Origin of the sequence: Kitasatospora sp. NPDC059599, from assembly GCF_042735125.1 — a bacterium.
Taxonomy (GTDB): domain Bacteria; phylum Actinomycetota; class Actinomycetes; order Streptomycetales; family Streptomycetaceae; genus Kitasatospora.
Map to the genome: position 1 here is coordinate 1 of NZ_JBHWCL010000152.1, position 23,784 is coordinate 23,784.

At 73.5% G+C, this 23,784-nt stretch carries 27 protein-coding genes and 1 pseudogene; 12 read left to right on the plus strand and 16 right to left on the minus strand.

What is annotated here, in order from left to right; all coding sequences use genetic code 11:
- The 5 genes and pseudogenes from ACFV04_RS35870 to ACFV04_RS35890 all read right to left on the minus strand — a co-directional run.
- A pseudogene (locus ACFV04_RS35870) lies at positions 1 to 137 on the minus strand (electron transfer flavoprotein subunit beta); the annotation flags it as partial.
- Between the two features lie 204 nt (positions 138 to 341).
- Entirely contained in the window at positions 342 to 1,196 is an 855-nt protein-coding gene (locus tag ACFV04_RS35875) for a family 1 encapsulin nanocompartment shell protein (RefSeq protein WP_380348732.1), read from the minus strand.
- The gene (locus ACFV04_RS35880; RefSeq protein WP_380535124.1) at positions 1,193 to 2,305 is read right to left on the minus strand and encodes a Dyp-type peroxidase; all 1,113 of its coding nucleotides are present in this window, start codon (positions 2,303 to 2,305) and stop codon (positions 1,193 to 1,195) included. Before ACFV04_RS35880 ends, ACFV04_RS35875 begins: the two co-directional genes overlap by 4 nt.
- A gap of 231 nt (positions 2,306 to 2,536) precedes the next feature.
- On the minus strand, positions 2,537 to 3,169 hold the full coding sequence (locus ACFV04_RS35885) for an FMN reductase (RefSeq protein ID WP_380535125.1): 633 nt from the start codon (positions 3,167 to 3,169) through the stop codon (positions 2,537 to 2,539).
- On the minus strand, positions 3,166 to 4,287 hold the full coding sequence (locus ACFV04_RS35890) for an LLM class flavin-dependent oxidoreductase (protein ID WP_380535127.1): 1,122 nt from the start codon (positions 4,285 to 4,287) through the stop codon (positions 3,166 to 3,168). The genes ACFV04_RS35885 and ACFV04_RS35890 overlap by 4 nt, the downstream gene beginning before the upstream one ends.
- A gap of 133 nt (positions 4,288 to 4,420) precedes the next feature.
- Between ACFV04_RS35890 and ACFV04_RS35895 the strand changes: the two genes are divergently transcribed.
- Positions 4,421 to 5,182 (plus strand): PP2C family protein-serine/threonine phosphatase, encoded by a 762-nt coding sequence (locus ACFV04_RS35895; protein WP_380348728.1) that lies wholly within the window; start codon positions 4,421 to 4,423, stop codon positions 5,180 to 5,182.
- A gap of 141 nt (positions 5,183 to 5,323) precedes the next feature.
- Here the strand turns inward: ACFV04_RS35895 and ACFV04_RS35900 are convergent, their stop codons facing one another.
- Both ACFV04_RS35900 and ACFV04_RS35905 read right to left on the minus strand, forming a co-directional pair.
- Positions 5,324 to 7,618, minus strand: coding sequence for a M9 family metallopeptidase (locus ACFV04_RS35900; protein ID WP_380535129.1), 2,295 nt, complete (start codon positions 7,616 to 7,618; stop codon positions 5,324 to 5,326).
- A gap of 299 nt (positions 7,619 to 7,917) precedes the next feature.
- The gene (locus ACFV04_RS35905) at positions 7,918 to 8,490 is read right to left on the minus strand and encodes a DoxX family protein (protein ID WP_380535131.1); all 573 of its coding nucleotides are present in this window, start codon (positions 8,488 to 8,490) and stop codon (positions 7,918 to 7,920) included.
- A 213-nt stretch (positions 8,491 to 8,703) separates the two neighbouring features.
- Between ACFV04_RS35905 and ACFV04_RS35910 the strand changes: the two genes are divergently transcribed.
- Together ACFV04_RS35910 and ACFV04_RS35915 are read left to right on the plus strand one after the other, a co-directional pair.
- On the plus strand, positions 8,704 to 9,300 hold the full coding sequence (locus ACFV04_RS35910) for a TIGR03086 family metal-binding protein (RefSeq protein WP_380535133.1): 597 nt from the start codon (positions 8,704 to 8,706) through the stop codon (positions 9,298 to 9,300).
- An 83-nt stretch (positions 9,301 to 9,383) separates the two neighbouring features.
- On the plus strand, positions 9,384 to 9,842 hold the full coding sequence (locus tag ACFV04_RS35915; RefSeq protein ID WP_380535134.1) for a hemerythrin domain-containing protein: 459 nt from the start codon (positions 9,384 to 9,386) through the stop codon (positions 9,840 to 9,842).
- 70 nt (positions 9,843 to 9,912) lie between these two features.
- On the opposite strand, the gene ACFV04_RS35920 is transcribed toward ACFV04_RS35915, so the two are convergent.
- From ACFV04_RS35920 to ACFV04_RS35930, 3 genes are all read right to left on the minus strand, one after another.
- Positions 9,913 to 10,635 carry a VOC family protein gene (locus ACFV04_RS35920; protein ID WP_380535136.1) on the minus strand — a complete coding sequence of 241 codons (723 nt, stop codon included), beginning with the start codon at positions 10,633 to 10,635 and terminating at the stop codon, positions 9,913 to 9,915.
- Between the two features lie 184 nt (positions 10,636 to 10,819).
- Positions 10,820 to 11,374, minus strand: a complete 555-nt coding sequence (locus tag ACFV04_RS35925; RefSeq protein WP_380348738.1) for a Uma2 family endonuclease — start codon at positions 11,372 to 11,374, stop codon at positions 10,820 to 10,822.
- 138 nt (positions 11,375 to 11,512) lie between these two features.
- The gene (locus ACFV04_RS35930) at positions 11,513 to 11,962 is read right to left on the minus strand and encodes an SRPBCC family protein (RefSeq protein WP_380348718.1); all 450 of its coding nucleotides are present in this window, start codon (positions 11,960 to 11,962) and stop codon (positions 11,513 to 11,515) included.
- A 176-nt stretch (positions 11,963 to 12,138) separates the two neighbouring features.
- Between ACFV04_RS35930 and ACFV04_RS35935 the strand changes: the two genes are divergently transcribed.
- The 3 genes from ACFV04_RS35935 to ACFV04_RS35945 all read left to right on the plus strand — a co-directional run bounded on the left by ACFV04_RS35935 (position 12,139) and on the right by ACFV04_RS35945 (position 15,167).
- Entirely contained in the window at positions 12,139 to 12,639 is a 501-nt protein-coding gene (locus ACFV04_RS35935) for a MarR family winged helix-turn-helix transcriptional regulator (protein WP_380535138.1), read from the plus strand.
- 105 nt (positions 12,640 to 12,744) lie between these two features.
- Positions 12,745 to 13,443 carry a TetR/AcrR family transcriptional regulator gene (locus ACFV04_RS35940; protein ID WP_360259695.1) on the plus strand — a complete coding sequence of 233 codons (699 nt, stop codon included), beginning with the start codon at positions 12,745 to 12,747 and terminating at the stop codon, positions 13,441 to 13,443.
- Positions 13,444 to 13,631: 188 nt separating this feature from the next.
- Positions 13,632 to 15,167: an MFS transporter gene (locus ACFV04_RS35945; RefSeq protein WP_360259697.1), complete on the plus strand. Its 1,536-nt coding sequence runs from the start codon at positions 13,632 to 13,634 to the stop codon at positions 15,165 to 15,167.
- A 232-nt stretch (positions 15,168 to 15,399) separates the two neighbouring features.
- On the opposite strand, the gene ACFV04_RS35950 is transcribed toward ACFV04_RS35945, so the two are convergent.
- A complete protein-coding gene (locus ACFV04_RS35950; RefSeq protein ID WP_380535140.1) occupies positions 15,400 to 16,773 on the minus strand; it encodes an FAD-dependent oxidoreductase in 1,374 nt (457 codons plus the stop codon).
- A gap of 286 nt (positions 16,774 to 17,059) precedes the next feature.
- Between ACFV04_RS35950 and ACFV04_RS35955 the strand changes: the two genes are divergently transcribed.
- Positions 17,060 to 17,500 carry a PPOX class F420-dependent oxidoreductase gene (locus ACFV04_RS35955; protein ID WP_380535141.1) on the plus strand — a complete coding sequence of 147 codons (441 nt, stop codon included), beginning with the start codon at positions 17,060 to 17,062 and terminating at the stop codon, positions 17,498 to 17,500.
- A gap of 183 nt (positions 17,501 to 17,683) precedes the next feature.
- On the opposite strand, the gene ACFV04_RS35960 is transcribed toward ACFV04_RS35955, so the two are convergent.
- Both ACFV04_RS35960 and ACFV04_RS35965 read right to left on the minus strand, forming a co-directional pair.
- Entirely contained in the window at positions 17,684 to 17,887 is a 204-nt protein-coding gene (locus ACFV04_RS35960; protein WP_380535143.1) for a hypothetical protein, read from the minus strand.
- Entirely contained in the window at positions 17,884 to 18,159 is a 276-nt protein-coding gene (locus ACFV04_RS35965; protein ID WP_360259705.1) for a DUF1876 domain-containing protein, read from the minus strand. Before ACFV04_RS35965 ends, ACFV04_RS35960 begins: the two co-directional genes overlap by 4 nt.
- A 167-nt stretch (positions 18,160 to 18,326) precedes the next feature.
- On the opposite strand from ACFV04_RS35965, the gene ACFV04_RS35970 reads away from it, so the two are divergent.
- Genes ACFV04_RS35970 through ACFV04_RS35985 form a run of 4 tightly spaced genes read left to right on the plus strand, consistent with a single transcriptional unit; the run spans position 18,327 to position 21,185 of the window.
- Positions 18,327 to 19,295, plus strand: coding sequence for a YndJ family protein (locus tag ACFV04_RS35970; RefSeq protein ID WP_380535145.1), 969 nt, complete (start codon positions 18,327 to 18,329; stop codon positions 19,293 to 19,295).
- On the plus strand, positions 19,292 to 19,804 hold the full coding sequence (locus ACFV04_RS35975) for a DUF1990 family protein (RefSeq protein WP_380535146.1): 513 nt from the start codon (positions 19,292 to 19,294) through the stop codon (positions 19,802 to 19,804). Before ACFV04_RS35970 ends, ACFV04_RS35975 begins: the two co-directional genes overlap by 4 nt.
- A 41-nt stretch (positions 19,805 to 19,845) precedes the next feature.
- A complete protein-coding gene (locus ACFV04_RS35980; RefSeq protein ID WP_380535148.1) occupies positions 19,846 to 20,475 on the plus strand; it encodes a hypothetical protein in 630 nt (209 codons plus the stop codon).
- Entirely contained in the window at positions 20,472 to 21,185 is a 714-nt protein-coding gene (locus ACFV04_RS35985; protein WP_380535149.1) for a hypothetical protein, read from the plus strand. The genes ACFV04_RS35980 and ACFV04_RS35985 overlap by 4 nt, the downstream gene beginning before the upstream one ends.
- Before the next feature lie 25 nt (positions 21,186 to 21,210).
- Here the strand turns inward: ACFV04_RS35985 and ACFV04_RS35990 are convergent, their stop codons facing one another.
- Genes ACFV04_RS35990 through ACFV04_RS36000 form a run of 3 tightly spaced genes read right to left on the minus strand, consistent with a single transcriptional unit; the run spans position 21,211 to position 23,135 of the window.
- A complete protein-coding gene (locus ACFV04_RS35990; protein ID WP_380348699.1) occupies positions 21,211 to 21,993 on the minus strand; it encodes a zf-HC2 domain-containing protein in 783 nt (260 codons plus the stop codon).
- Positions 21,990 to 22,592 (minus strand): sigma-70 family RNA polymerase sigma factor, encoded by a 603-nt coding sequence (locus tag ACFV04_RS35995; RefSeq protein WP_380348697.1) that lies wholly within the window; start codon positions 22,590 to 22,592, stop codon positions 21,990 to 21,992. Before ACFV04_RS35995 ends, ACFV04_RS35990 begins: the two co-directional genes overlap by 4 nt.
- A gap of 3 nt (positions 22,593 to 22,595) precedes the next feature.
- A complete protein-coding gene (locus ACFV04_RS36000) occupies positions 22,596 to 23,135 on the minus strand; it encodes a hypothetical protein (RefSeq protein WP_380535151.1) in 540 nt (179 codons plus the stop codon).
- Between ACFV04_RS36000 and ACFV04_RS36005 the strand changes: the two genes are divergently transcribed.
- The gene (locus ACFV04_RS36005) at positions 23,134 to 23,712 is read left to right on the plus strand and encodes a thioredoxin family protein (RefSeq protein WP_380535153.1); all 579 of its coding nucleotides are present in this window, start codon (positions 23,134 to 23,136) and stop codon (positions 23,710 to 23,712) included. The two genes, ACFV04_RS36000 and ACFV04_RS36005, sit on opposite strands and share 2 nt — an antisense overlap.
- Positions 23,713 to 23,784 lie beyond the last annotated feature (72 nt).

Genomic DNA, 23,784 nt, shown 5'->3' on the forward strand with positions numbered 1-23,784 from the left:
TGCTCCACGCCGTACTCGTCCAGCTCCGACAGGAGACCGTCCACACCCTCCCGGTCGGTGGTGTGGTCGTCCGCGAAACGACGGTCACCCGTCGCGTCCGGCACGTACTTCACACAGACGACGATCCTCAAGCTCATGAGCGGTTCTCCTGTCACGGGTGCACGGGTGCACTGGATCCATGGCCTCAGGTCATGCCGAGGGTACTGAGTGCCAAGTCCGGCCCGGCCGCGACCCGCGCGCCGCGAGCACCACCTGGACCGGCGTACCGTGCCGGCTCTCTTCGACTGGCGTCAGAGGCTCCACGGAGAGAATACGGCACTCAGTACCCCTGGTAAAGGCACTCAGTACCCTTCCTGGTGTCCCGGGGGCCTCGGGCCGTCCGGGCCGCCCCCCTGCTCCGTGCCGCCGAGGGCGACGGCCGCCTCCCCGGTGTGGACGCGGAAGGTCAGCGACTCCTGGAGGTAGAGCCGGACGGTGTCGGCGTCGTGCGCGAGGTAGCCGACCGAGACGTCCTGGCCGAGGACGAGTTCGAAGTCGCCGCCCCGGGTGGAGAGCAGGAAGGCACCCTCGATGGCGGGGGCCCAGATGATGTCGCCGTCGAGCAGGCGGGCCAGGTGGTTGTGCACGGGGTAGCCGTGGTCGCTGGTCTCGTTGACGGCGGTGAAGGCGGCGGCTCCGAGCAGGAGCGAGTACGGGCCGCCGACGCCGGCCAGCCGCAGGGAGGTGAGGGCGCGGCTGACGGCCTCGGGGTACTCGCGGACGTCCTCGGGGAGCGGGACCGGCGGGTTGGTCGCGCCGGCCCGGATGCCCTCGATGGAGGCGGCGCGGTAGCCCTCGAAGACGGCCCGGTCCTCGGCGAGGGCGAGGGTGCGGGCGGCGTCCTTGACCGGCTGCCAGTCGGAGTCCCGGGAGCCGCGCTCGACGTCGTCCACGGCCGCGCGCGAGACGGTGAAGGGCACCCGCAGTTCGACCACCGGACGGCTGGCGCGGGCCTGCGCCCGGACGCCGTCGAGGGGTGGCTCGATGCCGGTCAGGTGGCCGGTGCCGACGGCGGCGAGCCCGGCGCCCTCGGGCCCGGTCAGGTCGACCACCCGGCGGCCGGCGATGTGCAGTTCGAAGGTCTGGCGGGCCTCCTCCTCGATCTCCTCCCAGGCCGGGGCGGAGACCGGGGCGAGGTCCCGGTGGAGGTTGTTCATGCGCGGGGTCCTGTTCCGGGCTGCTGTCGGGGGGTCTGCTTGAGGCTGCCGATGCCCAGCGAGCCGTCGGCGGCGGGCCGTGCGGTGCCCGGCGGGCCGTCGACTGCGGGCGGTGCGGTGCCCGGCGCCGGCGGCGGGGAGCCGAGGAAGTCGGCGGTCGGGACGAAGAACAGCGAGCCGGTGACGGCCGTGGAGAAGTCGAGCAGCCGGTCGGTGGTGCCGGGCGGGTCGCCGACGAACATGTTGCGCAGCATCTCCTCGGTCACCCCGGGGTCGCGCGCGTAGCCGATGAAGTAGGTGCCGGACTCACCGCCGTGCGCGAAGGAGCCGAAGGCCATGTTGAAGCGGACGATCTTCCGCTCCTCGCCGTCCGGGCCGGTGATCACGGTGAGCGCGACGTGCGAGTCTGCGGGTTTGACGTCGTCGGCCAGTTCGATGTCGGTGAGCTTGGTCCGGCCGACCGCGCCCTCCTGCTCCTCGACGCTCAGCTCGTTCCACTTGTCCAGCCGGTGCAGGTACTTCTGGACGACGACGTAGCTGCCGCCGGCGAAGCCCCGGTCCTCCGCGCCGACCAGCGCGGCGGTCACGGCGGCCCGGCCTTCGGGGTTCTCGGTGCCGTCCACGAAGCCGAGCAGGTCCCGGTCGTCGAAGTAGCGGAAGCCCTGGACGGAGTCGACCACGACGGCCGCCCCGGCGAGCCGGTCGGTGAGCTGCCCGGCCAGCTCGAAGCAGAGGTCCATCCGCTCGGCCCGCAGGTGCAGCAGCAGGTCACCGGGGGTGGCCGGGGCCCGGTGGCGGGTGCCGGCCACCTCCCGGAAGGGGTGCAGGGCGGCGGGCCGGGGGCCGTCGAAGAGCCGGTCCCAGAGCGCGGAGCCGATGCCGGTGACGCAGGTGAGGCCGCCTTCGGGGGCCCGGAAGCCGACCGAGCGGCGCAGTCCGGCGAGGTCGGGCAGCAGGTCGCGGACGGCGTCCTCGCCCCCCGGTCCGACGGTGAGCACCAGGAAGATCGCCGCGCCGGTCAGCGGCGAGAGCACGGCCTGCGGTTCGGGCCGGGGCCGAGGTTCAGGCACGTCCTGCGGGTCGGACTGGGCCTGCGGTTCGGGCTGCATGTCGTGGTCCTCCTCGGGGCGCCGGGCTCAGGACACCGTGCCGACGACCGGATGGACCACCATCAATCTGATCATGGGAATGATTACATCGCAGAGCGGACAATTCGGCGCGGCCGACACGCATCCGGACGAACCCGACGGCCCCCGGGCACTTCCGGGCCGCCGCCGGGGCACGGCGAGGGCGGGTGCGCCGCATCGCGCACCCGCCCCTCGGCCTTCCGTCCCGACCGGTCAGCCCCGCAGGGCCGCCAGCTGCTGTTCGAACGGCACCACCTGTTCGGGCACCGCCGGCACCGCCGGGGCCGCCGGAGCCCGGCCGGACAGCAGCGCCGCCAGCTCGCCCGCCGCGCGGTCGATCCGGCGCGGCAGTCCGTCGGTGAGGCCGTCCCCGGACGCGCCCCAGTCGTCGGTGGCCGCGTAGACGGCCGTCGGCAGCACCACCGCACGCAGGTAGCCGAAGAGCGGGCGCACGGCGTGTTCCAGGGCGAGCGAGTGCCGGGGCGTGCCGCCGGTGGCGGCGATCAGCACCGGCTTGCCGGTCAGCGCGTCGTTGTCGATCACGTCGAAGAAGGACTTGAACAGTCCGCTGTAGGACGCCGTGAAGATCGGCGTCACCGCGATCAGTCCGTCCGCCTCCGTGACCGTCTCGACCGCCTCGCGCAGCGCGGCGCCGGGGAAACCGGTCACGAGGTTGTTCGCGATCTCCACGGCCAGGTCGCGCAGTTCGACCACGGTGACGTCCACCTCCCGCCCCTCCAGGGCGAGTCGGCGCACGGTCGAGTCGGCGAGCCGGTCGGCCAGCAGGCGCGTCGAGGACGGCTTGCTCAGCCCGGCGCTCACCACCACCAGCTTGTACGCGGTCACTTGGACGCCTCCACCTTCTCCTCGTCGGCCTTCTCGTCGGCCTTCCGGTCGCGGGCCGCGACCAGCGCGGCGTGGGTCGGCCCGTCCGGCACCTGCGCCGGGCGGCCCTTGGCGAACTCCTCGCGCAGCACCGGCACGACCTCCTCGCCGAGCAGGTCCAGCTGCTCCAGGACGGTCTTCAGCGGCAGACCGGCGTGGTCCATCAGGAACAGCTGACGCTGGTAGTCGCCGAAGGTCTCGCGGAAGGTCAGCGTCTTCTCGATGACCTCCTGCGGGCTGCCGACGGCCAGCGGGGTCTGCTCGGTGAACTCCTCCAGCGAGGGCCCGTGGCCGTACACCGGCGCGTTGTCGAAGTACGGACGGAACTCGCGCACCGCGTCCTGGGAGTTCTTCCGCATGAACACCTGCCCGCCGAGCCCGACGACCGCCTGCTCGGGCGTGCCGTGTCCGTAGTGGGCGTAGCGCTCGCGGTAGAGGTTCACCAGCTTCCGGAAGTGCTCCTTGGGCCAGAAGATGTTGTTCGCGAAGAAGCCGTCCCCGTAGTAGGCGGCCTGCTCGGCGATCTCGGGGCTGCGGATCGAGCCGTGCCAGACGAACGGCGGGACGTCGTCCAGCGGGCGCGGTGTGGCGGTGAAGCCCTGCAGCGGGGTGCGGAAGCGGCCCTGCCAGTCCACGACCTCCTCGCGCCACAGCTGGTGCAGCAGCGCGTAGTTCTCGACCGCGAGCGGGATGCCCTGGCGGATGTCCTTGCCGAACCAGGGGTAGACCGGGCCGGTGTTGCCGCGGCCCATCATGACGTCCACCCGGCCCTCGGCCAGGTGCTGCAGCATCGCGAAGTCCTCCGCGATCTTCACCGGGTCGTTGGTGGTGATCAGGGTCGTCGAGGTGGACAGGATGATGCGGTCGGTCTGCGCGGCGATGTAGCCGAGCATGGTCGTCGGGGAGGACGGGACGAACGGCGGGTTGTGGTGCTCGCCGGTCGCGAAGACGTCCAGGCCGACCTCCTCGGCCTTGCGGGCGATCGCCACCATGGCCTTGATCCGCTCGTGCTCGCTCGGGGTGCGGCCGGTGGTGGGGTCGGTCGTCACGTCGCCGACGGAGAAGATTCCGAACTGCATGCTGATCACCACGTCCCAGGTAGTCCAACTTTCAACCACCTTAGCAGCCGGGTGGGGCCGGGTATTCCCGCCCACAATGGAAGGGAGGCGGGGCGTCGACGATCGGCGGGGACTCCGGAAAGGGCGGCGGACGATGGCGCCGTACATCGCGGTGAGCGCGCTGAGCCACGAGGGCCTGGTGCGGGAGCACAACGAGGACAGCCTCACGGTCGGCCCCTGGACGCTCTGCGCCACGGTCACCAGCAACCCGCAGACCCTGCTGTTCCCGCTCGGCCCGCCCTGCGTGGTCGCGGTGGCCGACGGCCTGGGCGGCCATCCCGGCGGCGAGGTGGCCAGCGCCGTCGTCGCGCGCCGGCTCGCCGCCGACGGGGACGCCCTCGACGGCGAGGAGGCCGTCCGGGAGGAACTGCAGGAGTGCAACCGGGCCGTCTACGCGGCCGCCGCCGGGGAGCCGGAACTCGCCGCGATGGGCACCACCGTCGCCGGGCTGGTGCTGCTGCCCGAGCGGGCGGTGGTCTTCAACGTCGGCGACAGCCGGGTCTACCGGATCACCGGGGACGGGCTGCGCCGGGTGAGCGTCGACGACAGTCCGCCGCTGCCGCCCGGCCGGCGCACCACCTCGATGGTCACCCAGACCCTCGGCGGCTCGCTCGGGCTCACCTTCGTCGAACCGCACGTCCGGGTGGCCCCGCTGGCGCCCGGCGACCGGTACCTGATCTGCAGCGACGGCCTGACCGACCCGGTGCCCGAGGAGGAGCTGGCCGAGGTGCTGGCCCGGTCCGAGGACGGCGGCGAACGGTCCGACGGCAAGGCCGCGTTCGAGCTCTGGAAGGCGGCGATCGAGGCCGGCGGGCCGGACAACATCACCCTGGCGCTGGTGCGGCTCGGCGGGTAGCGGGCCGGGGCGTCGGCACCGGCGAGCCCGCCGGGGCCGCAGGTCCCCGGCACCCGCGGAACGCAACGGGAACGGACCCGCCCCGGCGGGGCGCCGAAGCGCTCCGCCGGGGCGGTCACCTGTCCGTTCGCCGTCTTCGGCTCACATTTCGCTCGTGACGGTCACCCCGCTGAAGCCCTGCTGGGCGTAGAGGCTGAAGTAGACGTAGCCCGCCGGCGGGTTCGTCACGGTCAGCGTCTCGGAGTTGTCCGGGCCCGCCGAGCGCGTGGCGTAGCCGTCGGTGTACGCCCAGCCCGCCGGGTTGTAGTAGAGGTCACCGTTGCCGGTGCCGCCGCTGCTGGTGATCTTCACCTGCTTGGTGCCGGCCGGCACCAGGAGGTAGAAGTGCGCGTAGTTGCCCGTGGTGGCCGCGACGTTGCTGCGGGCGCAGCCGGCGTCCAGCTGCCGGGTGTCGGCCGCGGTGCACTCCGGCACCTGCGGGACCGTCGGGCCGGTGGCGCAGGCACCGCTCGCGCACGCGGTCAGCCAGCTGTCGAAGCCGGCGTCGTAGCGGGTGCCGATGGTGGTCTTCAGCAGGGTGCGGGCGCCGGCCCAGTCCCCCACCCGGTACTTGGCGAGGACCGCGTCCATGTCGGGACGGTGCTGCTCCAGCATGTAGCGGACGGCGAGGTAGCCCCACCGGTAGACCCGGTCCTGGTCGCCGTAGGCGGTGTCGAAGAGGTCGCTCAGCTTGTAGGTGTGGCGTCCGGCCGCCGCGATGGCGGCGTCGTTGGTCACCTTCCGGTAGGAGTAGGAGACGTACTCGGCGAAGCCCTCGACCCACCAGACGGTCGGGGTGGTCATGCCGGCGTTGAAGTCGCCGTACATGTCGAACCGGCCGTCGAGGTAGTGGGTGTACTCGTGGTTGAGGTTCCAGATCTCGAAGGACGGGCGGGCCCACTCGGCCTCGTAGCAGAGGAAGCGCGGCTGGTTGCCGGCCTTCGCCGGGTCGCCCTCCAGGTACATGCCGCCGTTGTTGGTGTCGATGCCGTAGATGGCGGCGGCGAGCACCTGGTAGTCGAGCGAGGAGTGGAAGACCACGACCTCGATCGTGTTGTTCCCGTCGTCCTTGACCGGACCGTTGTCCTTGACCACCGAGTGGAAGTAGGCGTCCTGACCGGTCAGGCTGGTACAGGCGGTGCCCAGCTGGGTGCTGTCCAGCGCCTGCGCGATCAGCTTGATGCTCGGGCTGCAGGTGTAGTTCACCGTCAGCACGCCGGCCTTGAGCTGGTCGGCGGCGTTGCAGGTGCCGTAGTACGAGCAGTTGGCGGCGTCGTAGTAGCCGACCGCGTCGGCGACCGCGGCCCACTGGAAGACGGTGCGGCCGTTCGGCGCGGACTTCGCGACCAGGTCCTTGGCGAGCGGACGGACCTTGGCCTGGAGGGCCGTGTCCTTCAGGAAGCGGGTCAGCTCCTTGGTCGCGTTGTAGACCAGCACGCCGAAGTCGCCGCCGAGCAGGTCGTTGTTGCGGGTCGCGAAGGCGGCGAGGGCGTCCAGGACGCTCGGGTCGGCCTCGACGGCCGCGTCGAAGCCGGCCACCTGGTGACCGCGGAACAGCACGGTGAACGCCGGGTTCACCGACCAGGCCATGCCGGCCGGGTTCCAGGTGGCGCTGTCGTAGTCGGTCAGCAGCCGCTTGACGACCGGGAGGTAGCGGACGTTCTCCTGCGCGCTGTCGATCAGGGTGACGGCCTCGCCGAGGATCGGCGCGTTGCCGGCACCGACGTCGCGCGAGTGCGCGCCGCCGAAGAACGCGTCCAGGCCGGAGCGGATCGCCGTCTGCAGGGCGGTGCCGTACGTGCCGACGTCACCCGGGTGGTACCACTGCGCGAAGTAGCCGGCGCGCAGGAAGAGCACCAACTGCTCGACGGAGGTGGAGTTGTCGCCCGGGTAGCTGCCCGCCGCGTCGCGCAGCGCGTACGCGACCGTGGTCATCTGCTCCTCGCGGAACGCGCCGCGGGCGTCGCCGCCGGTGAGCTGGAAGAGGCTGTTGATGCACTGGATGTCGGCGGCCTTGATGTGCTGGACCAGGTCGCTGCCGGTCCGGCCGGTGAAGTCGCCGGTGTTGCAGGCCTGTTCGGCCGCCGCCAGGCTGCGGGCCTGCGTAGCCTGCCGGGCCTCGGCCGGCCGGGTGTCCAGCGGCAGCGGGGCGCGCTGGTCGGCGGAGGCGAACTGCCGCTCGCCGACGCCCCGTTCGAGGGTACCCCGCACAGGGGTGCCGGTGGCGGGCTGCGGCGCCGGTCCGGCGGAGCCGGCGGGGGCGGGCGCGCCACCGGGGGCGGCGGCGGGCGCGGCCTGGCTCTGCGGCGCGAACAGGCCGACCGCCAGGAAGAGGGACAGGAACAGCGTCAGCAATCGTGCCGGCTGCGCGATGCGCAGCAGACGTGAAGGACTCACGTGGGGGCCTCCGGGCCGTCGTCGGCCGCGATTGGGGCGCGGCCGGTGGGGGGCGAGGACCGTTGGTGGCGGTGCCGCGTGGGGGCGGTTCCGCCATGGACACGGTGGGGAGTGTGACATGTACCATGGCACACATCACATGGCCTTGTGAACCCTGGCTACTGTGTGCAGTTTGCGGGGAAAACGCGCGAAAGCCGTGGTGACGGTTCGTCACCACGGCCTCCGGGCCCGCCGGTTGCCGCGTCCGCGCGACGTGCGCGGTCGCCGTCCGCGCCACGTGCGCGGTCGCCGCGTGCGTGCTACTTGCGCAGCAAGAGGATCACACCCGCCGTCGCGAGGCCGACCACGACGGCGGCCACGCCGTACGCCAGGCGGTGCGCCCGCACCACCGGCAGGAAGCGGTCCACCGCGTAGCGGCCCGGGCCGGTCAGCGCGAGCGCGGCCGCACCGGCGGTCAGCAGCAGCTCGTACTCGCTGCCCTTCGGAGCGAAGAAGCCGCCGCCCCAGGTGACGGCGATCGCGTTGACCATCGTGCCGACGATCGCGGCGCCCGCCAGCGGGGTCAACAGGCCGACGGCCAGGGCGAGTCCGCCCAGCGTCTCGGTGAGGCCGGCCACCACGGCCATGGCGTTGCCGGCCGGGTAGCCGCTCATGGTGAAGAACTGACCGGTGCCGTCGATCCCGCCGCCGCCGAACCAGCCGAACAGTTTCTGGCTGCCGTGCGCGGCCATCGTCAGGCCGAGGACGAGGCGCAGGAGCAGGAGTCCGGCGTCGTAGGCGTGCGGGGAGGTCGCCGCGGGGCCGGAAGTCTCCCGGACCGGGCGGACGGTGGGGCTGGTGGCGGCGGTCGTGCTCGGGCTGCTGCTCGGCATGCGCGTCTCCATCGATCGGGGTCGGTCGGTCGCCGCCGGCCTGGGCCGGCGCGCGTGCGTGTGGTGGGGCGGCGGGCGGGGGTCGTCACCCCGGCGCCATTGTTCAAATTTGAACCTGCCGCTCCCCCGACCGTACCTTGGAGTTCGAATTTGAACAACTGACGGTCCGTGGGCGACTCGCGGCCCCCACCCGGCCCGGGGCAGGGTGGAGGCATGTCCCCACGCAGGCAACACCAGCGGGCCGTGCGCACCGGCACCCCGTACCCCGAGGCCCTGGCCGCCTTCGACGAACGCGTCCGACTGATCACCCCCGACCAGTGGGACTCCCCCACCCCGTGCAGCGACTGGTCCGTCCGCGACCTGGTCAACCACCTCACCGGCGAACAGCTCTGGGTTCCCGAACTGCTGATGGGGGCCACCATCGGCGAGGTCGGCGGCCGCTTCGACGGCGACGTGCTCGGCGCGGACCCGGTCGCCGCCTGGACCGACGCCGCCGAGGCCGCCCGCCAGGCCTGGGCCGTCCCCGGCGCCGCCGACCTGACCGTCCACCTCTCCTTCGGGGACGTCTCCGGCCAGTACTACCTGGACCAGCTCACCACCGACCTGGCGATCCACACCTGGGACCTCGCCGAAGGCACCGGACGGCGCACCCGGCTCCCGGCGGTACTCGTCGACTTCGCGCTCGGCCAGATCTCCGGCTACGGCGACCTCTCCGGCAGCGGGCTCTTCGACCCGCCGCTGCCGGTGCCCGAGGACGCCGACCCGCAGACCCGGCTGCTCGGCCTCACCGGGCGGCGGGGCGGAGGGTGACCGCCCGCTCACCCGGCTGACCGGCGCGACGCCGGATACTGGAAGGCACGGGGGCCAGTTTCCGTGCGAGAGGCGGGCGAGCCATGAGCCGCAGGCCGGACATCCTCGGCGAGTTCACCGCCGACCACCGGGCCGTCACCGAGCTGCTCGACGCGATCGCGGCCGCCCCGGCCGGCAGCACCGACCGCGGCGACCTGGTCACCAGGCTGACCGACCTGCTGTTCGCCCACTGCGCCGCCGAGGAGGAACACCTCTTCCCGGTCGTGCAGCACGACGTGCCCGATGGCGGGGCACTGGTGTTCAGCAGCATCCACGACCACCTGGCGATCGGGCAGTACCTCTCCGACCTACAGGCACTCCGCCCGGCCGACCCCGCCTTCGACACCCTGCTGCGCGGCCTCGACGACACCCTCCGGCGCCACCTGCGCGGCGAGGAGGAGCAGCTCTTCCGCGCGGCCCGCAAGACCCTGCCCGCCACCGCCCGCGCCGCACTCGGCGACCGGCTGCGCGCCGAGCGCGAGACGCTCGGAACGGCCGACTGACCGCGGGCCCGCCGTCGATCACGGCTGCCCCGCGGTCAGTGCGCCCAGGCCGTGACACCGCCCCCGACGGTCAGGGCTTCGGCCCGATCACCGCGAACCGGGCGCCCTCGTGGTCCCGCAGCCGGGCCACCCGCCCGTACGGGGAGTCGAAGACCGGGCCCAGCGCCGCGCCACCCAGCTCGACCGCCCGGGCCAGCGCCTTGTCGGTGTCCGGGACGGCGAAGGACACCTCCCAGTGCGGGGGCATCCCCGCCGGGCCGCTCGACTCCTCCCTGGCCAGCGCGGCGACGCTGTTCCCCTCGGCGCGCAGCACCACCCGGTCGTGCTCCCAGCGGACGTCGAAGCGCTCCGGGTCACGGCCGTCCCAGCGGAACACCTCGCCGTAGAACAGCGCCGCCGCGAACGGGTCGGGGGTCCGCAGCTCGATCCAGACCGGGGCCCCCGGCAGCTCCAGCTTGCGGGCCCGGCCCAGCGGGCCCTCCCAGATCCCGAACACGGCACCCGCCGGGTCGGCCGCGAACGCCACCCGTCCGGAGTCGAAGGCCAGCGGGCCGATCGCGAGCGTCGCACCGCGCTCGCGCACCGCGTCGGCGGCCGCGTCGGCGCTCTCCGTCCCGAAGTAGCTGGTCCAGGCGACCGGGATCGCCCCTTCGCCCGCGACCCCGAGGCCGGCCACCGCCTCGCCGTCGACCACCGCGTGCACGTACGGCCCGAAGTGGTCCGGGCCGGTCTCGAACTCCCACCCGAGCAGCGGTCCGTAGAACGCCTTGGCCCCGTCCAGGTCCCGGGACATCAGGCTCACCCAGCACGGAACGGCCGGCACACAACGCACCCTCGCGGTCTCACCGCTGCCCATCGCGGACCTCCTCGCCCACCCGGCCGCCGGGCCCCTCCCGACTCCCGCGGCCCACCGGCCGCCCGGGACGCCCACAGCCTAGGCCGCGAGCCCTGACACCCCGGGGAAGCCATGCCCGGGATCAGCGCACCCAGTTCTTCAGCGGCTCGGTGTCCAGGGAGATCCCCACCGGGTCCGGCAGCCGCACGGTCCTGCCGAAGGGGAGGGTCCGGACGCTCTCGTAGCGGACGCCGTCCGGCTGGCTGTGGACGACGACCTCGGCGGAGTCCCGGTCGATCAGCAGGTAGACCGGGATACCGGCCTCGGCGTAGGCGCGGGGCTTCTCGACGCGCTCCCGACGATCGGTGTCGGAGTCGAACGAAGTGACCTCCGTGACCATCAGCACGTCCTCGGTCGTGGCCCAGTCTCCCCGCCCCACAAAGGCATCGGCATCGGCGAGCGTGCCGTCCGGGCGAGCGAACCCACCCCGGTAGCCCTCGATCTTCAGCCCCTGGTCATGTACGTAGAGCTCCGGCCGGGCCTGAATGCAGATCCGGTTGAGCCACTGGACGATGCGGCCGTGGTCGCCGTCTGGCACGGGCTTGATCCCCAGCTTCCCGTTGATGAACTCCAGCCGGATGCCTTCGACGGTCCGGCCCAGATGACGGGCGAACTCCTCGAACTGCTCGGGCAGCATCTGCGGGCGCTCGGAGATCGCGGTCACGGGCCTTCCTCCTTCGCCTGGGCACCCCCCGGGTCAACGCACGCGCCGGCGAGTGGTTACGGGCTTTCCGGCTTACGACGATAGCGCGCGCCACGGCCCCGGAACCGGCCGTCACGCCTCGCGGGCGGCCTCGCGCGAGAGCTTGAGGGTGGTCTGCAGGGCGAGGAGGTAGCCCGCGTGCATGCGCTCGGCGGCAGCCTCCTCGGCGTCGCCGCCGCCGAGGTCGAGTTCGCCGCGGAAGGTCAGGGTGAGGCCGTCCTCGTCCTCGTCGATGTCGTTGTGGATCACCCAGGTGGCGACCTCGTCGCGGCGGAAGAAGCTGACCCGGGTCTTCGGGTGGAAGACGATCTCCTCGCGGACCCGCTCCCCGTGGAAGACGACCTCCCGCACCAGACCGTTCCCGGTGCGCTCCAGGACGGTGCACTCGTCCATCGCGGCGACGAAGGGCACCGCGTTCTCGGCCTTGCGCAGCAGGCCGGCCCAGACGTCGTCACGAGTGAGGGGCGTCTCGTCGGGGTTCGCCGGGTCGTTGACGCGCACGGTCTGGCTGATGACTCGCATGGCTTGCTCCCCTGGTCGCCTCGGTCGCGCATTATTTGCGCGGCCAATCATTTTGCTTGCGCGGCCAAGTAAACGCCTCGACCGCTGTCGGCGCAAGGGGAATCCACCCGATGGCCACAGGTCACCCTCGGTCACCCGCAGGCTGACTGCCCATTGATTGCCCATACAATGACCGCGTGCGCGATCCAAGGAACCAGCCCCTCGCCGAGGCGGGCGGCACCAGCCAGGCCATCGCCCGGGTCTCCCGGCTGCACCGGGCCAACGCCGAACGCCTGCTGCGCCCCCACGGCCTGCACGCCGGCCAGGAGCTGCTGATGATGCTGCTCTGGGAGCGCGGGCCGCAGCCGCAGGCGGCGCTGATCGAGGAGCTCGGGGTGGACGCCTCCACCGTGACGCGGATGGTGCAGCGCCTGGAGCAGGCGGGGTTCCTGCGCCGGCGGCGCAGCGAGACCGACCGGAGGGCCGTGGTGGTCGAGGCGACGGCGGCCGCCTGCGCGTTGCGCGACCGGGTCGCGCGGTCCTGGCGGGAGCTGGAGGCGATCACGCTGGCCGGACTCGACGAGGCCGACCGGGCCGCGCTGACGCGTCTGCTGGAGCGACTGGAGAGCAATCTGACCGCCGTCGACGAGGATCCCGGGGCGAGGACCGACGAGGACCCCGGAGCCGCGGCGATGTGACGCAGGCCACATCGTGGGAGGAAATTCCGGGGACAGATTCCCCGTTTTCGACTACGTTGGCAGAAGCGGGGAGAATTTCCCCGGTATCCTGGAGGAGCAGTCGTCGTGACCACCGCCGCCGAAGAGTCGGTCCGTCCCGCGGGGAGCACCCGTACGCCGAAGTTGCGTGCGGATGCGAGCCGGAACCGGGAGCGGATCGTACTGGCGGCCCGGGACGCGTTCGTCGAGCACGGTGCGGACGCACCGCTGGACGAGATCGCGAAGCGGGCAGGGGTCGGCAATGCCACTCTCTACCGGAACTTCCCGGACCGGATGGCACTGATCCGCGAGGTGGTCCTGCTCGTCAAGAACCGCATCCTGGGTCTCGCCGAGACGGCGACGGTGGAGGCGGAAGCTCCTGACGGCGGTGGCCCGTTCGATGCTCTGCAGCGGTTCGCGCACGCGACCGTCGCGGAGAAGGTCGGCGGCCTCTGCACACTGTTCAGCAGTCACGTCGACCCGCACGACCCGGAGTTGGCCGAGATCCGGGAGCGTCTGCAGTCCGCGGTGGGCGGGCTGATGGAGCGCGCCCGGGCCGCGGGCGAACTCCGGCCGGACGTCGACCACGGCGACCTGTTCATCGCAATGAGCCAGCTGACCCGGCCGCTGCCGAACACCTCGTGCCTGCTGCTCGACGACTTCGTGCACCGGCACCTGCAGATCTTCCTGGACGGCCTGCGCACGCCGGCCCGTTCGGTCCTGCCCGGCCGGGCCGCGACCTTCGACGACTTCCAGCCCCGGAACCGACCGATCCACCACACCTGATCCGAGACCCGATCCGACCGGCACACCCGATCCGACCGACGGCACCGGGCGGCCCGCGCTCCTGAGCGGCACCGCCCCGAGCCTGCCCGCGCACGCGCTCCGAGCACCTTTCACCGTACGGCAACCCGGTGTTCCCGTACGGCAGTCGACCGTTCACGCACACCACGCACCGTGAAGTGAGTACCCCCATGTCCCGAACCGACGCCCGACCGGCGACACTGCCCGATCCCCAGCGCTGGAAGGCGCTGATATTCATCGGCCTCGCCCAGCTGATGGTCGTCCTCGACGCGACCATCGTGAACATCGCCCTCCCCTCCGCACAGCGGGACCTGGGCATCTCCGACGGCAACCGCCAGTGGGTGATCACCGCCTACGCGCTGGCCTTCGGCGGCCTGCTGCTGTTTGGCGGCCGGATCGCGGACCTCTGGGGCCGCAAGCGGACCTTCATCGTCGGCCTGACCGGCTTCGCCCTCGCCTCCGCGCTCGGCGGCGCCGCGGCCAACACCGCGATGCTGCTCGGCGCCCGCGCCCTGCAGGGCGTGTTCGGCGCGCTGCTCGCCCCGGCCGCACTGTCGCTGCTCGCGGTGACCTTCACCGAGGCCAAGGAACGCGCCAAGGCGTTCGGCATCTACGGTGCGATCGCCGGTGGCGGTGGCGCCATCGGTCTGATCCTCGGCGGCCTGCTGACCGAGTACATGAACTGGCGCTGGACCTTCTTCGTCAACATCCCGTTCGCCATCGTGGCCGCCGCCGGCGCCGTCATGGTGATCCGCGAGCCCGCCGAGGGCCGCAACCGCAACCGGTTGGACGTCCCCGGCGTGCTGCTGGTGACCACCGGCCTGGTCTCCCTGGTCTACGGCTTCACCCGGGCCGAGTCCTCCGGCTGGACGGCCGGAAGCACCCTGGGCCTGTTCGCCGCGGCCGCCGTGCTGCTGATCGCCTTCGTGGTGGTGGAGCTCAAGGTCAAGGCCCCGCTGCTGCCGCTGCGCGTGGTGCTGGACCGCAACCGCGGCGGGGTGTACCTGTCGCTGGGCATGGCCGTGATCGGCATGTTCGGCCTGTTCCTCTTCCTGACCTACTACCTGCAGATCGTGCTCGGCTACAGCCCGGTGCTGACCGGCGTGGCCTTCCTGCCGATGGTGGCGGGCATGATCACCGGCTCGACCCAGATCGGCGCCCGGCTGATGACCCGGGTCCCGGCGCGCTACCTGATGGCGCCCGGCTTCCTGGTCGCCTCGATCGGCATGTTCCTGCTGACCCACATCAGCCTGGACACCTCGTACCCGGCGCTGATCCTGCCCGGCCTGGTCCTGATGGGCCTCGGCATGGGTACCGCGTTCATGCCGGCCATGAGCCTCGCCACGCACGGCGTCCAGCCGCGCGACGCGGGCGTGGCCTCCGCGATGGTCAACACCTCGCAGCAGGTCGGCGGCGCCATCGGCACCGCGCTGCTGAACACCATCGCGGCCAGCGCGACCACGAGCTGGCTGGCCTCGCACGCCACCGCCGCGGCCGCCACCTCCCCCGAGGCCGCCAAGGCGCTGCAGTTCGGCGGCATGGTGCACGGCTTCTCGACCGCGATCTGGGTGTCCTTCGGGATCCTGGTGGCCGCGGCCACCGTCGCCTTCACCTTCATCAACGCCGGCCGTCCCGGTGCGGCCCCGGGTGCGGGCGCCGACGCGGGCGCTGCGGAGAACGACGCGGTGCCGGTGCTGGTGCACTGACGCCCAGGGGTTGCTCGGGTGCGTACGCGGCCCGTCCGGTGTCTCACGACACCGGGCGGGCCGCTCGCCGTTTCCGGGCCCTCGCCGTTACCGGGCCGCTCGCCGTTTCCGGGCCCTCGCCGTTTCCGGGCCCTCGCCGTTACCGGGCCCTCGCCGTTACCGGGCCTCGCCGCTCCGGGCCGCCGCCGGCGAGCCGGTGCCCGCGGGAGGTCGCCGCCGGCCGGGCCGGCGCTCAGGCCGGGATGAGCGCGTCCCACCGGTCCCGGGTCGGGCCGTCGTGGCCGGGCGTGAAGTCCGGGCGGGCGGCCAGCCAGGCGGTGACGCGCTCCTGCACCTCGTCGCTGCCGTAGGCCTCGTCCGGGGTGCGCAGGAGGTGGCGCACCTGGGCCCGGGCCCGCATGACGACCGGGTCTTCGAAGGCGCAGACGGCCAGGGCGGCGGCCCGGCGGTCGGCGGGCGGCGCGTTCTCGGAGAGGCGTTGCTCGTTGGCCCGGTCGGCCGTCACCTGGGCGTCGAACCACGGCCGGAGGGTCCGCACCGTCCAGTCGTGGTAGTCGGCGGGGTCGGCGGCGATCCGGTCGACGTGGGTGGCGAGGTACTGGGCGGCGAGCAGGCCGAGGGCCACGCCGTGGCCCAGGGTGGGGTTGGTGTGGACGAGGCTGTCCCCGGCGTTGACCAGGCCGGTGACGACGGGTCCGTCGTCGTCGACGAGGGAGGTCCAGCGGTTGTCCAGGCCGGCCATCGCCAGGACGGCGGAGCGCGGTTCGGGCTCCAGGGCGAGCCAGGCCGCGGTCGCGGGGAAGCTCCGGGCGACGGCCTCGAACACGGCGGGGTCGGTGAGAGCGCCGCGGGTCGGATCACCCGTGGACAGCACCATGCTCAGCGCGAAGGTGTCGTTGTCGGACGGGAAGACGCCGGCCATCGCGAACGGTGCGGTCGAGCCGCCCTTCACCCGCCCGGGGTCGCGCGGGCCGTCGGCGCGCAGGCGGTACCAGCGGGCCAGGTAGGTGATCCCGGTGCGGTGGCTCTCGACCACGGGCGGGCGGCAGCCGGCCTCGACCAGCCGGTCGGGGACCGACGAGCGGCGGCCGGAGGCGTCGACCACGAGGTCCGCCCGGTGCGTTCGCGCTCCCGCCCGCACCCCGGTGACCCGGGCCGGGCGGCCCTCCTCGAAGGTGAGGGCGTCCACCCGGTGGCCCCGCCGGACCTCGACGGTGGGCTCCCGCCCGACGGCCGCGGTCAGGGCGGCCTCCAGCGCGATGCGGCGGGTCCGCAGGGTCACCAGTTCCTCGTCGCCGGCCCGGTGCGGCGGGTGCTCGTCGAACCAGTCGAAGTCGTGGTACTCCCGGGCCCCGCGCGCCAGCAGGTCGGCGTGGACGTCGGGGGCCTCGGCGCGCAGCACGGTGCGTACGGGAGCGAGGAACGAGTGGGGCTGGACGGCCTGCGGGACCCGGGGCCTGCCCCAGTCGAAGAAGTCCCCGTCCAGGTCCTCCCCGGCCTGTCGGGCATCCTGTTCGAACAACGTGACCGCGTGGCCCCGCCGTCCGAGCATGAGCGCCGTCCCCAGCCCGCTGATACCCCCGCCTATCACCGCAACCCGCGCCACTTGCTCCCCTTCGCGTCGTGTTGCGAGATGATCTTAGCGACCGGCGGTCCCCGGTCGGCAAGCGGCCTCGCGCCCGGCACACGGGCAGCCCCGCCCCCTCGAACTGCCCGCCCCGGTGGACCAGAATGGAGTGGCCCGGCCGGGGCACCTACCCGCAACCGGCGGGGCCGCCCCGCGAGCCCACCGGTTGCGCACGCGCGGACCCCCGGGCCGACCGCCGAGGAGTACCGCACGAGCGCCGGGCGCCACGGGCACCGAGCCGCCCCCGCCCCCGAGGGAGGACGTCGTGCACCACCGAACCGACCGGCTCGCCGACAGCCGGTACCTCCTGCTCACCACCTTCGACGAGGACGGCAACCGGATCGAGTCCCAGCTCTGGGTGGTGCCGGACGGCACGGCCCTCGGCATCTGGACCCCCGCGCACTCCGGCGAGGCCGAGCGGATCCGCCGCCACCCCAGGGTGCTGATCGGCCCCTGCGACGCCCACGGGCGCCGGACCGGCCGCAGCGTGCCGGCCCGCGCCCGGCTCTGCGACGCCGACGCGACCGCGCGCTACCGCGCCTCGCTCATCAACAAGTACGGACTGACGGCGCTGATCGCGCTCGCCCGCAGCCGGTTCCGGGTCGGGCTGGCCGGGACGGTCGGGATCCGGATCACCCCGAACGTGCTGGAGCAGCGCCTGGTCGGGCCGGAGTGGCAGCCGCCGGGCACGTACTGCGTCAACTGAGGGCGGCCGGGCCGGGGGCCGGGCGGTCGGCCCGGCCGGGGCATGCGCCGTACGCCCCCGGGCCCGGGGACCCGGGGGCGCAGGCCGACGGGGCTCGGGCCGACGTTCGCCGTGCCCGTGTTCCCGTCCCGTGTTCCCGTCCCCGGGATCCGTTCGGCGGGTCCCGTTCGGCGGGTCCCGCCCTCAGGTCCCGTCGTCAGGTGCCCGCGCCAGGTCCCCGGGCTCGCAGACCTCCCGGCCGGTCCCGACGTGGACGACCTTGACCGCCCGTTCCGGGCCGCCGGGGACGACCTGCTGCTCGTGCCCGCAGCGCGGGCAGATCAGCGGGATCCGCGGGCGGCCCGACTGCTGTCCGGCGCCACCGCCTGCCGGGCGCGGGGCGGTCACGACAGCGGGTGGGTCGGGACCGGGCTGACCTCCTGGATCTCGCCGTGGGCCTTGGTGAGCAGTTGCGAGGCGAGGTCGTTGAGCGCACGGGCCCCGGCGACCTCCTCGCCGACCCGAAGCTGTTCCGGGTCGGAGGGGTGGCGGCTGCTGTAGCCGTGGGCACGCAGTTCGGTCCCGTCGCCGAGCCGGAGCATGGCGGCGGCACTGGTGCGCGGCCCGTCCTCTCGGAACTCCATCTCGATGTGCCAACCGACCAGAGTCTGCGTCTGCATGGCGGATCACCTCCATCGGTTACCCCTCCAGAGTGCGCCGCACCCGGCGTTCCCACCAGGCCGGCCGGGCCGGGACCGCGACGGGGGCGAGTTGAACGCGTTCAAGTCAGCGACGTAGAGTCGGCGGCGAAGCTCATTTGAACACGTTCAAGAAGGGTGTGTCCGCCATGGGAAAGGGCACCACCGAACTGGTGGACCTCCTGGTCCTGCTCGGCATGGGCGCCGTCGTCCCGCTCGGCCTCGCCCTGATCGACGAACCCGGGCTCGCCCGGGTTCGCCGCTTCTGGCCGCTCGCGGCCGTACCCGGCGCACTCTCGCTCTGGCTGCCGCACGGCGGCCTCGCCACCGGCAACGCCGCCGTCTACGCGCTGGGCACCCTGGTCATCGCCCTGCACGCACCGTTGCGGCTGGCCCGCACCCGCTCGCTCGCACCCGCCGAGGTCGCGGTGCTCACCGCGCTCGCCGCGCCCTCGGTCGCCGGGGTCGCCCTGGTCGCCGAGCGCTCCGGCTACCCGCTGTTCGGCTTCGAGCCGCACATCCTGGCCCTGACCGTCCCGCACTTCCACTACGCGGGGTTCACCGCCGCCCTGGTCGCCGGGCTGGTCTGCCGCACCGCCGGGGCCGGCTCCACCGCGGCCCGCTGCGCGGCGCTCAGCGTCCCGGCCGGCACCCTGCTGGTGCTGGCCGGGTACTTCCTCGGCACCTGGTGGCAGTTCGCCGGAGCCCTGGTGCTGACCACCGGGATGTGGCTGGTCGGGCTGGTCACCTGGCGCGAGCTGCGCCACCGCAGCGGCGACACCGCCACCGCCCGGCTGCTCGCCGTCTCCTCGGCCGTCCTCGCGGTCACCATGGTGCTCGCCCTCTGGTGGGCACTCGGCCGGGCCGCCGGACTCCCCCACCCCACCCTGGCCTGGATGGCCGCCACCCACGGCGTCGGCAACGCCCTCGGCTTCGCCCTCTGCGCCCTCCTCGCCTGGCGCCGGCTCCACAGCCGCCCCGACGGCCCGCCCGACCGCCGCCCCGACAGCCCGCCCGACCGCCGCCCCGACAGCCCCGACAGCCCCGACAGCCGACTCGACAAGCGGCTCGACCACCGGATCGACAGCCGGCCCGACACCGCGGAGGCCCACCGATGAACGACCTCAGCTACCCCGAGCAGGGCGCCAGCGCCACCGGCGCACTGCCCGACGGCTACCACCACCTGCGGCACCGGGCCCTCGTCGGCCACGGCCGCGCCGCGCTGGAGGTCGCCGGAGCCGCCCTGCTCGGCTGGCGGATGCACCGGCTCGCGGGCGTGCGGATCGACGCCGGGGCCGAGCGGGCCGCCCCGGGCCTCGCCGTCCACTGCGCCATCGGCCTCGGCCCGCTGCGCGCGGGAGCCCCCAACCGGGTGCTGGCCACCGTCGACGGCCCGGACCGTTACGGCTTCACCTACGGAACGCGGCACGGCCACCTGGCCCGCGGCGAGGAGACCTTCGCGGTCGAGCTGGGCCCCGACGGGTCGGTCTGGTTCACCGTCACCGCCTTCAGCCGCCCCGTCGCCCGGTACGCCCGGCTGGCCGGCCCGCTGCTCCCGCTCGCCCAGCACGCCTTCGCCCGGCGCTGTGGGCGGGTGCTGGCCGCGATCGCCGCGGACGCCGCGTAAATGCCGTGCCCGGCGCGGCCGGCCTCCGGCATGATCGCCCGATGATGTCGATGCAGCCGGTCCTGGAGATCTTCGCCCCCGACGGCTTCGAGCTCTGGCCCACGGGCGAGCACGAACGCTGGGAGTACCTGGTGCTGGACGGCCGGTCGACACCGGCCGAGGTGGGCACGGCGGTGTGGCGGATCGCCGACCGCAACGACATCGACCCCGAGGAGGCCGACGGGCGCGGTCCGCGGCCCGAGGACCCACTGGGCGCCTTCCTGCACGGGCTGCTCACCGTGCCGGACCTCTTCGCCCCCGGCGGGCTCCGGGTGACCGACACCGCCACCGGCACCGTCTTCGCACCGGGCTGCTGCACCGGCCTGGAGGACTGGCGCGCATGGCTGGACGTGACCGACGGCGCGGGCACGGCCTGGTTCGGCCACGACCCGGACGCCCGGGTCGAATGGGTCGGCCGCACCGTCCGGCTGACCCAGGACGCCGAGGACGACGACAGCCCGGTGATCGAGCTGTCCCCGGACGAGTTGCGCCGGCTGCTCGCCGGGGCCGAGCGGGACCTGCGTGACTTCCTCGCCCTGGCGGCGCGCTGGGCCGAGCGGCAACTGCCCGACCACGCGCCCGCCGTCACCGCCGCGATCGCCCGCGCGCTGAGCCTGGAGCCCCCGGCATGACCAGCTTCCACACCCACCGCGCCCGGGTGCACGACACCTCGCTCCCGCCGTACCGGCGGCACAGCGCGCTGCGGACCTGCCTGACCTGCTTCGCCCCCTACGGCCTGCGGGCGACCTACCACCACCTCACCGTGAGCGGCCGGATGCCCCGGCACCTGGAGACCGACCCCGACGCGCTGGTGCGCGCGGTGGAGGAGCTGCACGAGGCCCGTGAGCTGTGGCGGGCCCGGGCCGAGGAGTACGCACGGCAGCGCCGGGCGCAGAAGCGGGCCGGGCGGCGGGAGACGTCGGTGGCACCCTGGTGGGACCAGTACCGGTACCGGTGGGACTCGCCGGACTCCGCCTGGCTCCACGACCCCTTCCTGCACCCGCCGTTGACCCTGCCCGCATACGTGCGGCGGCAGAACGCGCTGCTGGACGGCGCCGAGCTGCCCGGCTGCCCGGCCTGCGGGGAGGAGGGCCCCGCGCTGCCGGTCCCGACCGGCCACGGCCACGCCGGGCTGTGCCGCTCCTGCGCGCGGGTGCTGACGCCCTGCCCGTGCGGGCGCCCGCACAGCTTCGAGCCGACGATCCGGGTCGGTTGGAGCCGCACCTGGCGGCGGGAGCACATGTCCGGCACCGGCGAGCCGGATCCGCACTGGCCCGGTGTCCGGGGAACGGCCCGGATCGAGCGGCTGGCCGCGTACCACCACGTGCACGGGCCGTACTGAGCCGGGTCCTCGCGCAGGGCGCGGGTCAGGCCCGGTGGGCCGGGACGGCGACCAGGAGGGCACCGGTGTCCTGTACGCGCACCTCGAAGTGGTCGATGTCGCCCGGCTGGAGGGCCGCGCCGCCGGTGGTGTGCAGCACGCCGTCGTTGCCGTAGCTGCCCGCCGGGACGGCCCAGGTATTCACCGTCTGCTGCCCGCCGCCGTGCGAGACGGCGACCAGGCTGCAGGTCAACGGGCCCCGGACGCCGGAGAGTTGCATGCTGACCTGACTGCCCCAGGTGGTGCCGTTCACGCCGACGGTGGCGTGCGCGCCGGTGGCCGGGTCGGTGGCGCTGAACTGCTCGGCCACGGCAACCACGGCGGGGGTGCTGTCGGCGGTGAGCACCGCGGCCGTGACCGCGGGGCCCGCCGCCACCATCGCGGTCGCGGCCAGCGCCAGGACCAGCCGCCGCACCCGGCCGCGCCGCCGGACGGTGCCGACCTCGGCGACCAGCCGGTCCAGGAGCTGCGGGTCGGGGTGCGGGGCGGGGCCGGCCGGGTCCAGCCCGGCCGCCCTCGCGGAGCCCGCGTACTCGGCCAGCAGCGGTTCCACGAAGCCGAGTTCGGCCACCTGCTCGGCGCACTGCGGGCAGTCGGCGAGGTGCTGCTCGAAGGCGGCGCGCTCGGCGGGTTCCAGCAGGCCGAGGACGTAGGCACCGGCGTCGACGTGCTCCGGCTCGCCGAAGGCGCGGTCCGGCCCGCCGGGGCTGCGGGGGTCACCGGCCGGACCGTCCGGCACGCCGGGCACAGGGTCAGGACGCTCGGTCACGATGTCACTCCCCGTTCCTCCAGCGCGAGCCTCAGCGAGCGCAGTGCGTAGAAAACCCGCGACCGCACGGTCCCGGCCGGGATGCCGAGTTCGGCGGCCGCCTCGTTGGCCGTGCGGCCCTTCAGGTACGTCTCGACGATGATCTCGCGGTGCGCCGGCGAGAGGTCGCCGAGCGCGTCCGCGACGGTCATCATCCGCAGTGCCCGGTCGAGCTCGTCCTCGGCGGGCAGCACCTCCAGGGCCGACGCGTCCACCTCGCGCGGCCTGGCCCGGGCACTGCGGTGCTCGTCGATCACGATCCGGCGGGCGACGGTCACCAGCCACGGCCGCAGCGAGCCCACCCCCGGGTCCAGGCGGTGGATGTTGCGCCAGGCGCGGACCAGGGTCTCCTGGACGACGTCCTCGGCCCGCTGCCGGTCGCCGGCGACCAGGTGGAGCACGAAGCCGAAGAGCGGACCGGCGTGCTCGTGGTACAGGGCGCGCATCAACTCCTCGTCCGACGCCCCCGTGCCGTGGCCGGCGGTGCCGCCGACGGGGTGCTCCTCGGTCACCACTTCATCGTTGCGCACCCGGGCCTCCCGGTCGAGGGCGGTCGACATCGGTCAGTAGCCCGGAGTACTGGGCATGGGGTTGGAGTTCGCCGTGGCGGCCGCCTTGCCGCCGCTCGGGGTCACCGCGAACCAGGTGCCGCCCACGCCCTGGCCCTTGGTGTCACCGGGCTTGGTGTCCGGCGAGTAGCGGTAGACCGGCCAGCCGTTGACGGTGACCTGCTGGGTGCCGTCGGAGCGGGTGACCGTGCCGACCAGCTTGCTGTCGATGCCCTTGACCGTGACGGCGCCGTTGGCGTGCTCGGGCGGCCAGATCACGGCGCAGCTGCCGTTGCAGTAGGACTCCGGCGGGTTGCTCTCGTCCTGGTCGAAGCGGTAGAGCGTGAAGCCGGAACTGTCCGTGACGATCGTGCCCAGCGTGGGGTTCTTGGCGGTCTGCAGGGTCGCGCTCGCCGGGGCGCTCGGGCTGCCCGACGTGCTCGGCGCACTCGAACTGCCGCCCCCCGACGACCCGCAGCCGGCGATCAGGGCGGCCGCCGCGATGCCGATGGCGGCCAGCACGGCTGCCCGGCGGGTGCGCGGTTCGCTGTGCATGGGGTGCCTCCCGCGACCTGGACGGACTGGACACCCTCCTGTACGGACGGTGGCGGCCCGCTGCTCAACGCCGGGACCGCCGGTCGGTGCGGGGGCCGCCGGACGCCCCGGAATAGGGTGCCGACCGGCACGGTTGTCGCGGGCACATGGCCTGTACCGCCACCTCCGGAAGGGAAGGAATCGCGAGATGAGCAGCACGGTCGAGCTGACCAAGGAGAACTTCGACGACATCGTCCCCGGTCCGGAGGGCAAGGAGTTCGTCTTCATCGACTTCTGGGCCGGATGGTGCGGTCCCTGCCGCCAGTTCGCCCCGGTGTACGAGAAGGCGGCGGAGCGCCACTCGGACCTGGTCTTCGCCAAGGTGGACACCGAGGCGCAGCAGGAGTTGGCCGCCGCGTTCGGCATCCAGTCGATCCCGACGCTGGCGATCATCCGTGAGGGCGTGCTCGTCTTCTCGCAGGCCGGCGCGCTGCCGGAGGCGGTGTTCGAGGACCTGATCGGTCAGGCCCGCGGCCTGGACATGGCCGAGGTGAAGCGGAAGGTCGCCGAGGAGCAGGCGGCCGGCGGCCAGGCCTGAGGCCGGGCCGGTCGGGGGGGGGGCCGGGGGCGGGGGGGGGGGCCCCGGGCCGCCCCCGGTGGGCCCCCCGCC

Excerpts from the sequence above, each read along its gene's own strand:
- ACFV04_RS35875 (WP_380348732.1), bottom strand. The coding sequence starts at position 1,196 with ATGAACAACCTCCACCGGGACCTCGCCCCGGTCTCCGCCCCGGCCTGG.
- ACFV04_RS35880 (WP_380535124.1), bottom strand. The coding sequence starts at position 2,305 with ATGCAGCCCGAACCGCAGGCCCAGTCCGACCCGCAGGACGTGCCTGAA.
- ACFV04_RS35890 (WP_380535127.1), bottom strand. The coding sequence starts at position 4,287 with ATGCAGTTCGGAATCTTCTCCGTCGGCGACGTGACGACCGACCCCACC.
- ACFV04_RS35895 (WP_380348728.1), top strand. The coding sequence starts at position 4,421 with ATGGCGCCGTACATCGCGGTGAGCGCGCTGAGCCACGAGGGCCTGGTG.
- ACFV04_RS35905 (WP_380535131.1), bottom strand. The coding sequence starts at position 8,490 with ATGCCGAGCAGCAGCCCGAGCACGACCGCCGCCACCAGCCCCACCGTC.
- ACFV04_RS35910 (WP_380535133.1), top strand. The coding sequence starts at position 8,704 with ATGTCCCCACGCAGGCAACACCAGCGGGCCGTGCGCACCGGCACCCCG.
- ACFV04_RS35915 (WP_380535134.1), top strand. The coding sequence starts at position 9,384 with ATGAGCCGCAGGCCGGACATCCTCGGCGAGTTCACCGCCGACCACCGG.
- ACFV04_RS35920 (WP_380535136.1), bottom strand. The coding sequence starts at position 10,635 with ATGTCCCGGGACCTGGACGGGGCCAAGGCGTTCTACGGACCGCTGCTC.
- ACFV04_RS35925 (WP_380348738.1), bottom strand. The coding sequence starts at position 11,374 with ATGCTGCCCGAGCAGTTCGAGGAGTTCGCCCGTCATCTGGGCCGGACC.
- ACFV04_RS35930 (WP_380348718.1), bottom strand. The coding sequence starts at position 11,962 with ATGCGAGTCATCAGCCAGACCGTGCGCGTCAACGACCCGGCGAACCCC.
- ACFV04_RS35945 (WP_360259697.1), top strand. The coding sequence starts at position 13,632 with ATGTCCCGAACCGACGCCCGACCGGCGACACTGCCCGATCCCCAGCGC.
- ACFV04_RS35965 (WP_360259705.1), bottom strand. The coding sequence starts at position 18,159 with ATGCAGACGCAGACTCTGGTCGGTTGGCACATCGAGATGGAGTTCCGA.
- ACFV04_RS35970 (WP_380535145.1), top strand. The coding sequence starts at position 18,327 with ATGGGAAAGGGCACCACCGAACTGGTGGACCTCCTGGTCCTGCTCGGC.
- ACFV04_RS35975 (WP_380535146.1), top strand. The coding sequence starts at position 19,292 with ATGAACGACCTCAGCTACCCCGAGCAGGGCGCCAGCGCCACCGGCGCA.
- ACFV04_RS35980 (WP_380535148.1), top strand. The coding sequence starts at position 19,846 with ATGATGTCGATGCAGCCGGTCCTGGAGATCTTCGCCCCCGACGGCTTC.
- ACFV04_RS35985 (WP_380535149.1), top strand. The coding sequence starts at position 20,472 with ATGACCAGCTTCCACACCCACCGCGCCCGGGTGCACGACACCTCGCTC.
- ACFV04_RS35995 (WP_380348697.1), bottom strand. The coding sequence starts at position 22,592 with ATGTCGACCGCCCTCGACCGGGAGGCCCGGGTGCGCAACGATGAAGTG.
- ACFV04_RS36005 (WP_380535153.1), top strand. The coding sequence starts at position 23,134 with ATGGGGTGCCTCCCGCGACCTGGACGGACTGGACACCCTCCTGTACGG.
- ACFV04_RS36000 (WP_380535151.1), bottom strand. The coding sequence starts at position 23,135 with ATGCACAGCGAACCGCGCACCCGCCGGGCAGCCGTGCTGGCCGCCATC.